Annotated in this window: 11 protein-coding genes; 2 read left to right on the forward strand and 9 right to left on the reverse strand. The window is 73.2% G+C overall.

The genetic code is table 11. The annotated features are described in order from the left end of the window. Positions 1 to 71: 71 nt before the first annotated feature. The gene (locus ACFV3R_RS14055) at positions 72 to 944 is read right to left on the reverse strand and encodes a S1 family peptidase (RefSeq protein WP_385580848.1); all 873 of its coding nucleotides are present in this window, start codon (positions 942 to 944) and stop codon (positions 72 to 74) included. A gap of 214 nt (positions 945 to 1,158) precedes the next feature. On the opposite strand from ACFV3R_RS14055, the gene ACFV3R_RS14060 reads away from it, so the two are divergent. Further along, a complete protein-coding gene (locus ACFV3R_RS14060; RefSeq protein WP_385580851.1) occupies positions 1,159 to 2,061 on the forward strand; it encodes a hypothetical protein in 903 nt (300 codons plus the stop codon). A gap of 161 nt (positions 2,062 to 2,222) precedes the next feature. Here the strand turns inward: ACFV3R_RS14060 and ACFV3R_RS14065 are convergent, their stop codons facing one another. Then, a complete protein-coding gene (locus tag ACFV3R_RS14065) occupies positions 2,223 to 2,969 on the reverse strand; it encodes an MBL fold metallo-hydrolase (protein ID WP_385580854.1) in 747 nt (248 codons plus the stop codon). A gap of 391 nt (positions 2,970 to 3,360) precedes the next feature. Here ACFV3R_RS14065 and ACFV3R_RS14070 point away from each other — a divergent pair, with 391 nt between their 5' ends. Next, positions 3,361 to 3,834, forward strand: coding sequence for a PPOX class F420-dependent oxidoreductase (locus ACFV3R_RS14070; protein WP_385580857.1), 474 nt, complete (start codon positions 3,361 to 3,363; stop codon positions 3,832 to 3,834). A gap of 148 nt (positions 3,835 to 3,982) precedes the next feature. Here ACFV3R_RS14070 and ACFV3R_RS14075 read toward each other — a convergent pair whose 3' ends face one another. The 7 genes from ACFV3R_RS14075 to trpB all read right to left on the reverse strand — a co-directional run bounded on the left by ACFV3R_RS14075 (position 3,983) and on the right by trpB (position 15,716). Further along, positions 3,983 to 5,446: a glutamate synthase subunit beta gene (locus ACFV3R_RS14075; RefSeq protein WP_385580860.1), complete on the reverse strand. Its 1,464-nt coding sequence runs from the start codon at positions 5,444 to 5,446 to the stop codon at positions 3,983 to 3,985. Next, a complete protein-coding gene (gltB, locus tag ACFV3R_RS14080; RefSeq protein WP_385580868.1) occupies positions 5,439 to 10,055 on the reverse strand; it encodes a glutamate synthase large subunit in 4,617 nt (1,538 codons plus the stop codon). Before gltB ends, ACFV3R_RS14075 begins: the two co-directional genes overlap by 8 nt. Before the next feature lie 318 nt (positions 10,056 to 10,373). Next, positions 10,374 to 11,168 carry a VIT1/CCC1 transporter family protein gene (locus ACFV3R_RS14085; RefSeq protein ID WP_385580871.1) on the reverse strand — a complete coding sequence of 265 codons (795 nt, stop codon included), beginning with the start codon at positions 11,166 to 11,168 and terminating at the stop codon, positions 10,374 to 10,376. Between the two features lie 281 nt (positions 11,169 to 11,449). Then, on the reverse strand, positions 11,450 to 12,475 hold the full coding sequence (lgt, locus tag ACFV3R_RS14090; protein WP_385580874.1) for a prolipoprotein diacylglyceryl transferase: 1,026 nt from the start codon (positions 12,473 to 12,475) through the stop codon (positions 11,450 to 11,452). 131 nt (positions 12,476 to 12,606) lie between these two features. Further along, positions 12,607 to 13,437, reverse strand: coding sequence for a DsbA family protein (locus ACFV3R_RS14095; RefSeq protein WP_385580877.1), 831 nt, complete (start codon positions 13,435 to 13,437; stop codon positions 12,607 to 12,609). A gap of 153 nt (positions 13,438 to 13,590) precedes the next feature. Further along, positions 13,591 to 14,442, reverse strand: a complete 852-nt coding sequence (trpA, locus tag ACFV3R_RS14100; RefSeq protein ID WP_385580880.1) for a tryptophan synthase subunit alpha — start codon at positions 14,440 to 14,442, stop codon at positions 13,591 to 13,593. Then, the gene (gene trpB / locus ACFV3R_RS14105; RefSeq protein WP_385580883.1) at positions 14,439 to 15,716 is read right to left on the reverse strand and encodes a tryptophan synthase subunit beta; all 1,278 of its coding nucleotides are present in this window, start codon (positions 15,714 to 15,716) and stop codon (positions 14,439 to 14,441) included. The genes trpA and trpB overlap by 4 nt, the downstream gene beginning before the upstream one ends. Positions 15,717 to 15,852: the final 136 nt, after the last annotated feature.

Below are 15,852 nucleotides of genomic sequence, written 5' to 3' on the forward strand. Positions count from 1 at the left end.
GCGGCCCCGGGCCGTCGGGGGCGGGGCCGGGCCGGCCGCGGGGGACGGCGGCGGCCCGGGGCCGGGGCCCGTCAGCCCCCCAGTTCCGCCGCCGCCTTCCGGATGTCGGGGGCGAAAGTGCTCAGTTCGCTGTAGACGCCGGGCTTGCCGGGGGCGCCGCAGCCGTCGCCCCAGCTGACGATGCCGGTCTGGACCCAGGCGCCGGGACCGGACCTGCGGAAGAGGGGTCCGCCGGAGTCGCCCTGGCAGGTGTCGACGCCGCCCAGCCTGACCTGTCCGGCGCACAGTTCGTCGGAGGGCAGGAACGCGGAGCCGTAGGCGCGGGCGCACACCGCGTCCTCGACGTAGGGCACCTGGGCCTTGAGCAGGGCGCGTTGCTGTTCGCCGCCCTCACCCGCGGCGCCCCACCCGGCGACGAAGAAGGTGCCGTTGTTCCAGGTGGTGGTGTCGGCGATGGGGAGCGTCGGCAGGTCGAGCGGCTTGGCGAGTTTCACCAGGGCCCAGTCCCGGCCCTTCCCTTCGTAGCCGGGGGCGCGCACCACGCGGGTGGAGGTGGTGCGCAGGGCTGCGGGGTTGTCGAGGTGGACGACGCCGGCGGTGACGGTCAGGGAGGTGTCGGGCCCGCTGCGGTCGACGCAGTGGGCGGCGGTGAGGACGAGGTCCTTGCTGTAGAGGGCTCCGCCGCAGCCCACGGAGAGGCGTACGACGAAGGGGAACTCGCCCTGGATCGCGGGGGTGCCGCCGACCACGCCGGGGCCGTCGGTCTCCTCCGGGCGGGGCGCGGGGCCGCCGGGACGGCTGTGGTGGGCGGGGCCGCCGGCCGGGGGCGGCGGGAGGGGGCGGGGGCCGGCCGCGGCCTGGGCCGTGGTGCCGGGGAGTGCGGCGGCCAGGGCCAGGGCCGCGGTGAGGAGGACCGTTGCGGGGTGGGCGAGCGCGCTGCGCAAGGGACTGCCTTTCGGTGCGGGGCTGCGCGCCCGTCCCGCGTCCGTCGGGGCGGGCACCGTCGTCGGTCGATCGTCGGGCGGTGCCGGGTGTGTCGCAAGGCGTGGCGGGCCTGGCGGGTGAACGGTGCGGTGGCGGGTGCCGGACACCGGCGTGTCGGACACCGGGTGCGTGCGTGCCGGGTGCGTGCGGTGCCGGCGGGCGTACAGTCGGGGTGTGCCAGCCGGTGCTCGGGGCGGCGCGGTCGCCCATGGTTTCCCTCACCTCGCCACGGTCGGTGAGGCGCTGACGGCGTTGTTCACGCGGGTGTCCCAGGAGACGGTCAGCACCTTCCCGCTCAGCGTGGCGCGTGCGGAGGTGACCTTCGCCGACGGTGACGACCTGGTCCTGGGGGTGCAGCGGGTGGCGCGGGTGATGACCTCGCACCTGCGGTTGCCGGACGCGCGGATCATCGTCTCCTTCCGGGACATGGAGTTCGCGGCCAATGTCGAACTGGCTTCGGGGCCGGAGTACTTCGTCGAGCTGAACGAACGGTTCCGTTCCCATCCGGAGGACGTGGGGGCGGCGCTGGCCCACGAGGTCACCCATGTCTACCTGCACCGGCTGGGGCTCAGGCTCGCGGACGAGCGGGCCGACGAGATCCTCACCGACACCGTCGCCACCTTCCTCGGGGCCGGGTGGCTGCTGCTGGACGCCTACCGGGAGTGGGGCGAGGCCTCGCAGAAGTTCGGCTACCTGACGCCGGAGGAGTTCGGGTACGTCATGGCGAAGCGGGCCGACTTCTTCGGGGAGGACCCGCGGCCGTGGTTCACCAGCCCGCAGGGGTACGAGGCGTACACCGCGGGTGCGGCGCGGGCACGCCAGGAGTGGCGGCGTCCGCCGCTGGCCGCCGCGGGGTGGGCCGGCCGGCGCCGGTACGCCAGGGACCGCAGGGCGGCGGGCGAGGGGCGTCCGCCGAGCGCACCGGACGCGGTCGACTACACGTTCGAGGGTGGCCCCGGCGGGTTGCGGGTGACCTTCCCCTGCCCGACCTGCTGCCGCCGCAACCGCCTGCCGGTACGGGGCCGGGTCCGGGCGCGGTGCCCGCTGTGCCGGACGGTGCTGGAGTGCGACACCTGAGAGCGTCGGCGTTGCCGGTCCGCCCACTCCCCCGGGTGCTCCGGGCGCTGCGCAGCACCGGTCGCGGCGGGGTCCGCCTGCGGGCCCGGCCCTGGGGCGCTCGCCCCGCCCCGACCGTCCGTCCCGCGCGGGTGTCCGTGCCCGGTGCTCCGGCGGGCGGGTCACGGCATGCCGTGCAGCCAGTCCTTCTCCGGTGTGGCCTGCCGCATCAGGGCTGTGGCGTCCCCGGTGAGCGGTGTGCCGTGACCGACGCAGACGGCTCGCAGGCCGTCGAGCGCCGCCATCCGGTGGAAGGAGGCGATCGCCTGCGCCCGGTCGGTGTTGAAGGGGCCGAGAACGGCGCGGCCGGGTGCGGCGCCGACGGTGTCGCCGGTCAGGAGGGTGCCGGTGCCGGGCAGGTGGAGGGCGATGCTGCCGGGGGTGTGGCCGGGGACGTGCAGGACGTGCACCGGTCGGCCCCAGCCGTCGAGGGTGTCGCCGTCGTGGAGGACGGTGTCGACGGTGACGTGGCGCAGCGGGGGCTGCCCGGCCGCGGCGAGCCCGGCCTGCACCTGTGCCAGCAGGGGCCGTTCGCCGTCGGTGAGGGCGGGGGGCAGTTCGGGGGTGTGGCCCTGGATGACGGGTGCGTCGGCAGCTCCCGCCAGGACGCGTGCGCCGGTGGCCTCGACGAGGTCGGCGGCCGAGCCCATGTGGTCGATGTGGGAGTGGGTGAGGACGATCTGCCGCAGGTCGGCGGGGTGGGCGCCGAGCTGTGCCAGTGCGTCGAGGATCGCGGGTGCCGATCCGGGGACGCCGGTGTCGACCAGTGCCCAGCCGTCGTCCGGCAGGGTCAGGGCGTAGACGTGGCCGACTGGGAAGGGGAGGTGCCAGAGGTCGGGGGCGAGGCGGCGCGGTGCGGGGGTCTCCATGCCGGAGCTCTTTCCGGCGGGCACTCCGCGCGAACGCGGTTGCGCCGTGGGCGGATCGCGCTCAGGGGTCCTTGCCATATGAGCGTCCGATGAGGTCGCGTGGTCCGGTGCCGTGCATCGCAAGACGCCGGAGAGTCCTCGTAGCGGAGCTACCAGGGCTTTTCGGCAACGCCGCGAGGTGCGGTGCCAGACCACGCGGCCCGGGCGGGCATATTGCAAGGACCCCTGAGGGCGAACAGGGCGGCGGGGTCGGGGTGTTGGCGCCGGAAGCGCCGGCCTGAGGGGGCGCTGCGGGGCTGCGGACGCGCCGCTGTGGGCAGGCGGTCCCTAGACTCGGGCGCACCGGCCGGCCGGCCGGGGCCCGTCCGTACCGCTTCCGGGAGTGTTCCGCATGAGTCCGTCCATCGCCACCAACACCCGCGTCGACCTGGCGGGGCTGCTGGACTTCGTCCGCCCCCGGCACCGCGCGCTGCTGATCACCCGCCGTTCCGACGGCACGCCGCAGGCCTCGCCGCTGACCTGTGGGGTCGACGACTCCGGCCGCATCGTGATGTCGACCTACCCGGAGCGGGCCAAGACGCGCAACGCCCGCCACACGCCGTCGGTGAGCGTGGTGGTGCTCTCCGACGAGTGGAACGGGCCGTGGGTGCAGGTGGACGGCGAGGCCGAGGTGATCGACACGCCGGAGTCGGTGGAGCCGCTGGTGGAGTACTTCCGCAACATCTCCGGTGAGCACCCCGACTGGGACGAGTACCGCGAGGCGATGGTCCGCCAGGGCAAGTCGATCATCCGGGTCACGCCGCGGCGGTGGGGGCCGGTGGCCACCGGCGGTTTCCCGGCGCACCTGGTCGAGCAGGAGGGCTGAGCCGGGGCGCGGGTGGGCGGTGCACGGCGTCCGCCCGCCGGTCGGGGTGGCGGACGGACGCCGTGCCGTGTTCCGTACGCCGTTGTACGGGACATCCGTGGCGGGCCCGCGCGAGGCCGTGTCGGCGGCGCGGGCCCGGTGCGGGTGGCTAGACGGCCAGGGCCCGGTCGGTGGGCCGGATCGGCGCGTGCAGGGTGCTGCGCGTGCCGGTCAGGTGGGCGTCCACGGCCTTGGCCGCGGAGCGGCCCTCGGCGATGGCCCAGACGATGAGGGACTGGCCGCGGCCGGCGTCACCGGCGACGAACACGCCGGGGACGTTGGTCGCGAAGTGCTCGTCGCGGGCGATGTTGCCGCGGGCGTCGAGCTCCAGGCCGAACTGCTCGACGAGGCCGTTCTCCTGGTCGGTGCCGGTGAAGCCCATGGCCAGGGTGACGAGTTGGGCGGGGATCTTCCGCTCGCTGCCCTCGCGCTGCACGATCTTGCCGTCGACGAAGTCGACCTCGGTCAGGTGCAGCCACTGGACGTTGCCGTCCTCGTCGCCCTCGAAGTGGGTGGTGGAGACGGAGTAGAGCCGCTCGCCGCCCTCCTCGTGCGCGGAGGTCACCTTGTAGAGCATGGGGAAGGTCGGCCAGGGCTGGTGGGCGGCGCGCTCCTCCCCCGGCTTGCCCATGATCTCCAGCTGGGTGACGGACTTGGCGCCCTGGCGGTGGGCGGTGCCCACGCAGTCCGCGCCGGTGTCGCCGCCGCCGATGACGACGACGTGCTTGCCCTCCGCGGTGATCGGGGAGGTGACGTAGTCGCCCTCCTGCACCTTGTTGGACGGCGGCAGGTACTCCATCGCGAAGTGGATGCCGTTCAGCTCGCGCCCGGGCACCTTCAGGTCGCGGCTGGTGGTGGCGCCCGCGGCGATGACGACGGCGTCGTAGCGCTTGCGGAGCTTGGCGGCGTCGATGTCGCGGCCGATCTCCGTCTCGGTGCGGAACTTGGTGCCCTCCGCGCGCATCTGCTCGATGCGGCGGTTGATGTGGCGCTTCTCCATCTTGAACTCGGGGATGCCGTAGCGCAGCAGGCCGCCGATGCGGTCGGCGCGCTCGTACACCGCCACGGTGTGGCCGGCGCGGGTGAGCTGCTGGGCGGCGGCGAGGCCGGCGGGACCGGAGCCGATGACGGCGACGGTCTTGCCGGACAGGCGCTCGGGCGGCTGCGGGGTCACGTCGCCGTTGTCCCACGCCTTGTCGATGATGGAGACCTCGACGTTCTTGATGGTCACCGGCGGCTGGTTGATGCCCAGGACGCAGGCCGACTCGCAGGGCGCCGGGCACAGGCGGCCGGTGAACTCCGGGAAGTTGTTGGTGGCGTGGAGCCGCTCGATGGCCGCGGCCCAGTCCTCCCGGTAGGCGTAGTCGTTCCACTCGGGGATGAGGTTGCCCAGCGGACAGCCGTTGTGGCAGAAGGGGATGCCGCAGTCCATGCAGCGGCCGGCCTGCTTGCTCACGATCGGCAGCAGCGAGCCGGGGACGTAGACCTCGTTCCAGTCCCTGACGCGCTCCTGGACGGGGCGGGTCTTGGCGACCTCGCGGTCAGTGGTCAGAAAGCCCTTGGGGTCAGCCATTGGTCGCCGCCTCCATCATCTTCTCGTGGGTCTCGGACTCGGAGAGTCCGGCCTGCTCGGCGGCGTCCTTGGCGGCGAGCACTGCCTTGTACGTGGCGGGGAGCACCTTGCTGAACCGGGGCAGGGCCGCGTCCCAGTCGGCGAGCAGCCGCTGCGCGACGGTCGAGCCGGTCTCCTCGTGGTGGCGGCGCACGACGTCGTGCAGCCACTGGGAGTCCTCGTCGCCGACCGGGGTGACCGCGCTGCTCAGCTCGGGGTTGACGCGGGCGGGGTCGAGGTCGATGACGTAGGCGGTGCCACCGGACATGCCGGCGGCGAAGTTGCGGCCGGTCTCGCCGAGGACGACGGCGGTGCCACCGGTCATGTACTCGCAGCCGTGGTCGCCGACGCCCTCGGAGACGACCAGCGCGCCGGAGTTGCGGACGCAGAACCGCTCACCGACCTTGCCGCGCAGGAACATCTCGCCGCCGGTGGCGCCGTAGGCGAGGGTGTTGCCGGCGATGACGGAGTACTCGGCGAGGTGGTCGGCGGCGCGGTCGGGGCGGACCACGATCCGGCCTCCGGAGAGGCCCTTGCCGACGTAGTCGTTGGCGTCGCCCTCCAGCCGCAGCGTGATGCCGCGGGGCACGAAGGCGCCGAAGGACTGGCCCGCGGAACCGGTGAAGGTGATGTCGACGGTGTCGTCGGGCAGTCCCGCGCCGCCGAACCGCTTGGTCACCTCGTGGCCCAGCATGGTGCCGACGGTGCGGTTGACGTTGCGGATGGCGACCTGGGCGCGCACCGGCTGGGCGGCCTCGGCGCTCTCGGCGTTCAGGGCGTCGGCGGCCAGCTTGATGAGCTGGTTGTCCAGCGCCTTCTCCAGGCTGTGGTCCTGCGGGACGACCTGGTGGCGCACCGCACCCTCGGGCAGGTCCGGGACGTGCAGCAGCGGGGCGAGGTCGAGTCCCTGGGCCTTCCAGTGGTCCACCGCGCGCTGGGTGTCGAGGAGTTCGGCGTGGCCGACCGCCTCGTCCAGGGAGCGGAAGCCCAGCTCGGCGAGGAGCTCGCGGACCTCCTCGGCGATGTACTGGAAGAAGTTGACGATGAACTCGGGCTTGCCGCTGAAGCGCTCGCGCAGCGTCGGGTTCTGGGTGGCGATGCCGACCGGGCAGGTGTCGAGGTGGCAGACGCGCATCATGACGCAGCCGGAGACGACCAGCGGGGCGGTGGCGAAGCCGTACTCCTCGGCGCCGAGGAGGGCGGCGATGACGACGTCGCGGCCGGTCTTGAGCTGGCCGTCGGTCTGCACGACGATGCGGTCGCGCAGGCCGTTGAGGAGCAGCGTCTGCTGCGTCTCGGCCAGGCCCAGCTCCCAGGGTCCGCCCGCGTGCTTGAGGGAGGTCAGCGGGGAGGCGCCGGTGCCGCCGTCGTGGCCGGAGACCAGGACGACGTCCGCGTGGGCCTTGGAGACGCCCGCCGCGACCGTGCCGACGCCGACCTCGGAGACCAGCTTCACGTGGATGCGGGCCCGGGGGTTGGCGTTCTTCAGGTCGTGGATGAGCTGGGCGAGGTCCTCGATGGAGTAGATGTCGTGGTGCGGCGGCGGCGAGATCAGGCCGACGCCCGGGGTGGAGTGCCGGGTGCGGGCGACCCAGGGGTAGACCTTGTGGCCGGGCAGCTGGCCGCCCTCGCCGGGCTTGGCGCCCTGGGCCATCTTGATCTGGATGTCGTCGGAGTTGACGAGGTACTCGCTGGTGACGCCGAAGCGGCCGGAGGCGACCTGCTTGATGGCCGAGCGGCGCGCCGGGTCGTAGAGGCGCTCGGGGTCCTCGCCACCCTCGCCGGTGTTGGACTTGGCGCCGAGCTGGTTCATGGCGATGGCGAGGGTCTCGTGGGCCTCGCGGGAGATGGAGCCGTAGGACATGGCTCCGGTGGAGAACCGCTTGACGATCTCGCTGACCGGCTCGACCTCGTCCAGCGGGACCGAGGGCCGCTCGCTCCTGAAGCCGAACAGGCCGCGGAGCGTCATCAGGCGCTCGGACTGCTCGTTGATCCGGGCCGTGTACTGCTTGAAGACGTCGTAGCGGCCGGAGCGGGTGGAGTGCTGGAGGCGGAAGACCGTCTCGGGGTCGAAGAGGTGCGGCTCGCCCTCGCGGCGCCACTGGTACTCGCCGCCGATGTCCAGGCGGCGGTGGCTGGCGCTGATGCCGGTGGCCGGGTAGGCCTTGGCGTGGCGGCGGGCCACCTCCTCGGCGATGACGTCGAGGCCGGCGCCGCCGATCTTGGTGGTGGTGCCGTGGAAGTAGGTGTCCACCAGCGCCTGGTCCAGGCCGACGGCCTCGAAGACCTGGGCGCCGCGGTAGGAGGCGACGGTGGAGATGCCCATCTTGGACATGACCTTCAGGACGCCCTTGCCGAGCGCCTTGATGAGGTTGCGCTGGGCCTGCTCGACGTCGACGCCGGGCAGGAAGGTGCCCTCGCGGACCAGGTCCTCGACCGACTCCATCGCCAGGTAGGGGTTGACGGCGGCGGCGCCGAAGCCGATGAGCAGCGCGACGTGGTGGACCTCGCGGACGTCACCGGCCTCCACCAGCAGGCCCGCCTGGGTGCGCTGCTTGGTGCGGATGAGGTGGTGGTGGACGGCGGAGGTGAGCAGCAGCGACGGGATCGGGGCGTGCTCGGCGTCGGAGTGCCGGTCGGAGAGCACGATGAGGCTGGCGCCGTCGGCGATCGCGGACTCGGCCTCGGAGCAGATCTCGGCGATGCGGGCGGCGAGCGCCTCGCCGCCGCCGGAGACGCGGTAGAGCCCGGAGAGGGTGACCGCGCGCATGTCGGGCATGTCGCCGTCGGCGTTGACGTGGATGAGCTTGGCCAGCTCGTCGTTGTCGATGACGGGGAAGGGCAGGGTGACGCTGCGGCAGGACTCCGCGGTGGGCGCCAGGATGTTGCCCTGCGGGCCGAGCGAGGAGATCAGGGAGGTGACCAGCTCCTCGCGGATGGCGTCCAGCGGCGGGTTGGTGACCTGCGCGAAGAGCTGCGTGAAGTAGTCGAAGAGCAGCCGGGGCCGGTCGGAGAGCGCGGCGATCGGCGAGTCGGTGCCCATCGAGCCGATCGGCTCGGCGCCGGCCTTGGCCATCGGGGCCAGCAGGACGCGCAGCTCCTCCTCGGTGTAGCCGAAGGTCTGCTGGCGGCGGGTGACGGAGGCGTGGGTGTGGACCACGTGCTCGCGCTCGGGCAGCTCGGGCAGCTCGATGAGCCCCTCGTCCAGCCACTGCTGGTAGGGGTGTTCGGCGGCGAGGCCGGCCTTGATCTCGTCGTCCTCGACGATGCGGCGCTCGGCGGTGTCGACCAGGAACATGCGGCCGGGCTGGAGGCGGCCCTTGCGGACGACCCGGGAGGGGTCGATGTCGAGCACGCCGACCTCGGAGGAGAGGACGACGAGGCCGTCGTCGGTGACCCAGTAGCGGCCGGGGCGCAGGCCGTTGCGGTCCAGGACGGCGCCGACCTGGGTGCCGTCGGTGAAGGTGACGCAGGCCGGGCCGTCCCAGGGCTCCATCATCGTGGAGTGGTACTGGTAGAAGGCGCGGCGGGCCGGGTCCATGGCGGGGCTGTTCTCCCACGCCTCGGGGACCATCATCAGCACCGAGTGCGGCAGCGAGCGCCCGCCGAGGTGGAGGAGTTCCAGGACCTCGTCGAAGGTGGCGGAGTCGGAGGCGTCCGGGGTGCACAGGGGGAAGAGCCGCTCCAGGCTGTCGCCGCCGTCGGGGCCGGCGAAGAGCGCCGAGCGCAGCTGCGACTCGCGGGCGCGCATCCAGTTGCGGTTGCCCTGCACCGTGTTGATCTCGCCGTTGTGGGCGACGAAGCGGTAGGGGTGCGCCAGCGGCCAGGAGGGGAAGGTGTTGGTGGAGAACCGCGAGTGGACCAGCGCGATGGCGGTGGCGAAGCGGCGGTCGGACAGGTCGGGGAAGAACGGCTCGAGCTGTCCGGTGGTGAGCATGCCCTTGTAGACGAGGGTGCGCGCGGAGAGCGAGGGGAAGTAGGTCCCGGCCTCGCGCTCGGCGCGCTTGCGCAGGCAGAAGGCCTTGCGGTCCAGGGCGATGCCGGTGGCCGCGCCGTCGCGGTCGGCGACGAAGAGCTGGGAGAAGGCCGGCATGGTGGCGCGGGCGCCGTTGCCGAGCATCTGCGGCGCGACGGGCACGACGCGCCAGCCGAGGACGGTCAGGCCCTCCTCGGCGGCGATGGCCTCGATGCGGGCGACGGCCTCGGAGGCCTCCTGGGCCTCGGCCGGGAGGAAGGCGATGCCGACGGCGTAGGCGCCGGCCTCGGGGAGCTCGAAGGTGACGTTCTCGCGCAGGAAGGCGTCCGGCACCTGGACGAGGATGCCCGCGCCGTCTCCGGAGTCGGCCTCGGCGCCGGTGGCGCCGCGGTGCTCGAGGTTGCGCAGGACGGTGAGGGCCTGGTCGACCAGCGCGTGGCTCGCCTCGCCCGTCAGGGTGGCGACGAAGCCGACACCGCAGGCGTCGTGCTCGTTGCGCGGGTCGTACATCCCCTGCTGGGCGGGGCGCCCGTCCATGGGCGACCAGGCGGCGCTGGCGCCGGTGATCGCGGAGTGCGTGGACGCGGAACGCATCGGCTCTCCCAACGTCGTCGTGGCATGTGGCGTGCCGAGGGACGACGCTGGCCCTCCGCAAAATTTTCGAGCAGGTTACAGGATGAAGGCCTTCTCGAAAACCGGAAAGGGCCTTCCAGGATGCGGACAGACAGACCGTCAGATCGGCGTGATCCGGGCGGGGTCGCCTGTCGGCCGACACCCACGGCACCGGCGTGGTTGCGCCCCGCGAGCCTCGTTGCTGGCAGGGGCCAGGGCCTTATGCCCGTGGTCGGCTGTGACGAAACCGAGAAGTAACACTTTAATTATGCGGGAGGCCGCATACTTTGCATAGCCCTGCTAGCTTACGGCCGTACCGAACAGGGCGCCCAGGGCGTAGGTCACACCGGCTGCCGCACCCCCCAGGGTGAGCTGCCGCAGTCCGCTGAACCACCAGCTCCGGGCCGTCACCCGGGCCACGATCGCCCCGCACCCGAACAGCCCCACCAGCGCCAGCAGCACTGCCGGCCACAGGGCGGCGGCCCCCAGCAGGAACGGCAGCACCGGCAGCAGCGCGCCCAGTGCGAAGGAGCCGAACGAGGAGACGGCGGCGACCAGCGGCGAGGGCAGGTCGGTGGGGTCGACGCCCAGCTCCTCACGGGCGTGCACCTCCAGCGCCCGTTCCGGTTCGGCCGAGAGCTGGGCGGCCACCTGGTGGGCGAGGTCGGGGTCCACGCCCCGTGAGACGTAGCGGGCCGCGAGTTCGTCGAGCTCGTCCTGCGGGTGGCTGCGCAGCTCGCGGCGCTCCACGTCCAGCTCGGCCTGGACCAGCTCGGCCTGCGAGGCCACCGAGGTGTACTCGCCGGCCGCCATGGAGAAGGCGCCGGCCGCCAGTCCCGCGAGGCCCGTGATGACGATGGTGTGCGGTGCCACCGAGCCGCCGGCCACACCGGTGATCAGCGCCAGGTTGGAGACCAGGCCGTCCATGGCGCCGAAGACCGCGGGGCGCAGCCAGCCGCCGTTGACGTCGCGGTGGGTGTGGTTGTCGCGGTGGGTGGAGAGGTCGTGGGGGGCGGCGGCGTTCGACCCGTCGCCCGGGGTGGCGGGGGTGGGCGCGCCGGTGCCGATCGTCCCGGTGGCTGGTATGACGGACATCGTGACGGACCTGCCTCGAGGGTCGCGAGGCGTGGGCCCGGGTGGCGCCTGCCTCTGCGTGGGTTCGACGGTAGGCGGATCAGCCCGGGCCGCGCCAGCAAGGAAGGCCGAACTTACTTCGCTGACCTGCGGTTTTACCGAAAACCAGGGAGCTCCAAGGGGCCTGCGGTCCCAGCTGCGGGCGGTGGAGTGGGGACGGGGCGGGCATGACGGAGGGGCCGCCGCTCCCCGACGGGAGTGGCGGCCCCTCACGACGCGCGGCGCCGGTGGCGCTCGCGGTCTCAGGTCTCCTGCGTGGCCCGCTCCGGGCCCTTGGCGGACTTCTCCGCGGTGGGCCCGTCCTCCGGTCGCCGGGCCTGCGGGGCCCCGCCTGCGGAGCCGGTGCCCTCCTCGCCGGAACCGCCCTCGGCGTCCTCACCGCCCTCGGCGTCCGCCCCGGTCTCCTTGCCGGCGCCGGTGCCCGGCCCCGTCCCCGTCCGGCCGGCCTGCGCGGCGGGTTCGACGACCTCCTCGCGGCCGGGCCGCCGGCGGGAGCTGACCACGATGTACGCCACGGCCAGCAGGAAGACGACCAGCGCGGTCCAGTCGTTCAGGCGCAGGCCGAGGATGTGGTTGGCCTCGTCGACGCGCATGTACTCGATCCAGGCCCGGCCGACGCAGTAGGCGGCGACGTAGAGGGCGAAGACCCGGCCGTGCCCGAGGCGGAACCGCCGGTCGGCCCAGAGGACCAGCAGCGCCACTCCGATGCACCACAGGCACTCGTAGAGGAAGGTGGGGTGGTAGAAGCCGCCCACCCGGCCGATGGCCGGGTCCGAGTCGATCTTCAGCGCCCACGGCACGGTGGTCGGCTTGCCGTAGAGCTCCTGGTTGAACCAGTTGCCCCAGCGCCCGACGGCCTGTGCCAGGGCGAGGCCCGGCGCCACCGCGTCGGCGTAGGCGGGCAGCGGGATGCCGCGGCGCCGGCAGCCGATCCAGGCGCCCACGGCGCCCAGCGCCACGGCCCCCCAGATGCCGAGTCCACCGTTCCACACCTTGAAGGCGTCCAGCGGGTGGCCGCCCTCGCCGAAGTACGGCTGGTAGGTGGTGATGACGTGGTAGAGCCGTCCGCCGACCAGTCCGAAGGGCACCGCCCAGACCGCGATGTCGGTGACCGTGCCCGGCAGGCCGCCGCGCCGCTGCCAACGCCGGTTGCCGAGCCAGACGGCGAGGAAGACGCCGATGATGATGCAGAAGGCGTAGCCGCGCAGCGGGATCGGGCCGAGATGCACGACGCCCGTCGAGGGGCTGGGAATGTATGCGAGGTCCATGGCGGGTCCGACGCTACCGCGCCCGCCCGCGACCGCGGAAACCCCGCAGGCAACGGAATGGTAAACGGGCGGTGACCGGCCGTGTCCCCCACTGCCCGGAGGTCACGGCCGGCCTGGTGACCGGGCGGCTGTCAGGAGGGGGAGCCGGAGGGCGGGGTGGCGGTGGGCGAGGCGCCCGTGGAGGGAGCCGAGCCCTTGGCCGCCGCCAGGACCATCTCCTTGAACTTCTGCGGAGTGATCTGCGCCGACTGGTCCTCGAAGAGGTTCTTGCCGTTGAGCAGGATGGTCGGCGTCCCGGAGAAGCCGGAGGAGCTGAACGCCTTCGCCGACTTGGTGACGAAGGCGTTGTAGGTGCCGTGCTCCACGCAGTTCCGGAAGCGCCCGGTGCCCAGCCCCGGCACCTTCCCCGCGAGCTTGACCAGGTACTTCTTGTCGGCGAACGTGTCCTGGCGTTCGTCGGGCTGGTTGGCGTACAGCACGTCGTGGTAGTCGCGGAACCTCCCCTGGTCCTGGGCGCACAGGGCCGCGTTGCCGGCGTTGAGGGAGCCGGTGCCGGAGGTGTTGTTGTCGATGATCGTCGCGAGGTGGTAGTCGACGCGCAGCTGCCCGGAGTCGACCAGTTCGTGGACGACGTCGCGGAACTGGACCTCGAACTGCCGGCACGCCGGGCACCGGAAGTCCTCCCAGACCTGGAGGGTGGCGGGGGCCTGGGCCTGGCCCACCGGGACCGCGGGCTTGTCGCCGTCGCTGGTGCCCTTGGCCATGGCGAAGTCGCCGCCTTCGCCGTTGCCGCCGCGGGAGGCCGACCACGCGGCGATGCCGCCGGCGATCGCCAGCACCGCGACGACCGCTCCCGCCACCTTCAGCTGCCGCCCGCGGCGGGCGCGCGCCTTCTCCTTCTCACGCTGCTCCTGGAGCCGCTGCCGGGCGCTGGACTTCTCGTTGTGCTTGTTCTCGCTCACAAGCCTGACCAACGAGAGCCCGCGGCCCCTGCGCACCCCCCGGCCCGCCAAGTTCGCCCGGACGGGGGACCGACGGCGGGCAGCGGGCCGGACCGCGGACGCGGAGGGCCGGGCCGGCGAGCGGTCACCGGCCCGGCCCTCGGACGTCGCGCCTCAGCGGCGGCCGCGCACTCCGGCCGCCAGCTCACCGGCGAGTTCGCGGACCCCGGCCAGGCCGCCGGCCAGGTCGTCGCCGGCGTCCAGCAGCCGCTTGACGAAGGCGGAGCCGACGATCACGCCGTCGGCGAAGGAGGCGACGTCCGCGGCCTGCGCGCCGCTGGAGACCCCGAGCCCGACGCAGACCGGCAGGTCGGTGGTGGCGCGGGTGCGCTCCACCAGGCCGCGGGCGCCCTCGCCCACCGACTGGCGGGTGCCGGTGACGCCCATGATGGAGGCGGCGTAGACGAAGCCGGAGCCGGCGGCGGTGATCGTCGCCAACCGCTCGTCGCGGCTGCTGGGCGCCACGACGAAGACGGTCGCCAGGTCGTGCTTCTCGGCGGCGGCGCGCCAGGTGGCGGACTCCTCGACCGGCAGGTCGGGCAGGATGCACCCGGCGCCGCCGACCGCGGCGAGGTCCGCGGCGAACCGCTCCTGGCCGTAGCGGTCGACGGGGTTCCAGTAGGTCATGCAGAGCACCGGCGCACCGGTGGCGGCGTGGACCTCGCCGACGGTGGCGATGACGTCGGAGATGCGGACGCCGCCGCGCAGGGCGATGGTGTCGGCGGTCTGGATGACCGGGCCGTCCATGACGGGGTCGCTGTGCGGCAGGCCGATCTCGACGATGTCGCAGCCGCCCTCGATCATGGCGGTGGCCGCCCGGACGCCCGCCTCGACGGTCGGGAACCCGGCGGGGAGGTAGCCGACGAGGGCGGACCGCCCCTCGGCCTTCGCCTCGGCCAGGACACTGCGCAGGCCGGCGAGGTTGCCGGTGGTCCGGGCCGCGTTCTCCACGGTCGCGCTGTTCATCGCTGCTCCCCCTCGGCTGCGTCGCCGTTCTCGGTGTGGTGGTCGCCCCGGCCGTCGTAGAGGCCGAAGTAGCGGGCGGCGGTGTCCATGTCCTTGTCGCCGCGGCCGGAGAGGTTGACCAGGAGGACGCCCTCCGGACCGAGTTCGCGCCCCACGGTCAGGGCGCCGGCCAGGGCGTGGGCGCTCTCGATGGCGGGGATGATGCCCTCGGTCTGGGACAGCAGCCGCAGCGCCTGCATCGCCTCGTCGTCGGTGACCGCGCGGTACTCGCCGCGGCCGGAGTCCTTGAGGTGGGCGTGCTCCGGTCCGATGCCCGGGTAGTCCAGGCCGGCGGAGATGGAGTAGGGCTCGGTGATCTGGCCGTCCTCGTCCTGCAGGACGTAGGAGCGGGAGCCGTGCAGGATGCCGGGGGTGCCGTGGCTGAGGGTCGCGGCGTGCTCGCCGGTCTCCACGCCGTGGCCGGCGGGCTCGCAGCCGACGAGCCGCACGTCGGCGTCGTCGAGGAAGGCGTGGAAGAGCCCGATGGCGTTGGAGCCGCCGCCGACGCAGGCCAGTGCGGCGTCCGGGAGGCGGCCGGCGCGCTCCAGGATCTGGCGGCGGGCCTCCACACCGATGACCCGGTGGAAGTCGCGGACCAGCAGCGGGAAGGGGTGCGGGCCGGCGACGGTGCCGAAGAGGTAGTGGGTGTGGTCGACGTTGGCGACCCAGTCGCGGAACGCCTCGTTGATGGCGTCCTTCAGGGTGCGGCTGCCGGACTTGACCGCGATGACCTCGGCGCCGAGCATCCGCATCCGGGCGACGTTGAGCGCCTGGCGCTCGGTGTCGATCTCGCCCATGTAGATGGTGCACTCCAGGCCGAAGAGGGCGCAGGCGGTGGCGGTGGCCACGCCGTGCTGCCCGGCGCCGGTCTCGGCGATGACCCGGGTCTTGCCCATGCGCCGGGTCAGCAGCGCCTGCCCCAGCACGTTGTTGATCTTGTGGGACCCGGTGTGGTTGAGGTCCTCGCGCTTGAGGAAGACCCGCGCGCTGCCGGCGTGTTCGGCGAACCGCGGCACCTCGGTCAGCGGGCTGGGACGACCGGTGTAGTGGACCATGAGGTCGTCCAGCTCGGCGGCGAAGGCCGGGTCGGCCTTGGCCTTCTCGTACTCGACGGCGACCTCGTCCACCGCGGCGACCAGCGCCTCGGGGATGAACTTGCCGCCGAACGCGCCGAAGTACCCCCGCGCGTCGGGGGTCTGCCCCGCGGGGTCGGGGAGGAAGTACTCGGAGGGCATCGGTGTTGGCTCCTCGTTCGGGACGTGCGGCGTCCCGGGATGTCGATGTCGGGAAGCAGGGTCGTGGCGGCCCGGCCGCGGCGCTCCGCCGGCGGGCTGCCGGTGGCTGCGAGGGGGCCTGCTGTGCGGCGGCGCC

Source organism: Streptomyces sp. NPDC059740 (genome assembly GCF_042733155.1).
Classification (GTDB): Bacteria; Actinomycetota; Actinomycetes; order Streptomycetales; family Streptomycetaceae; genus Streptomyces.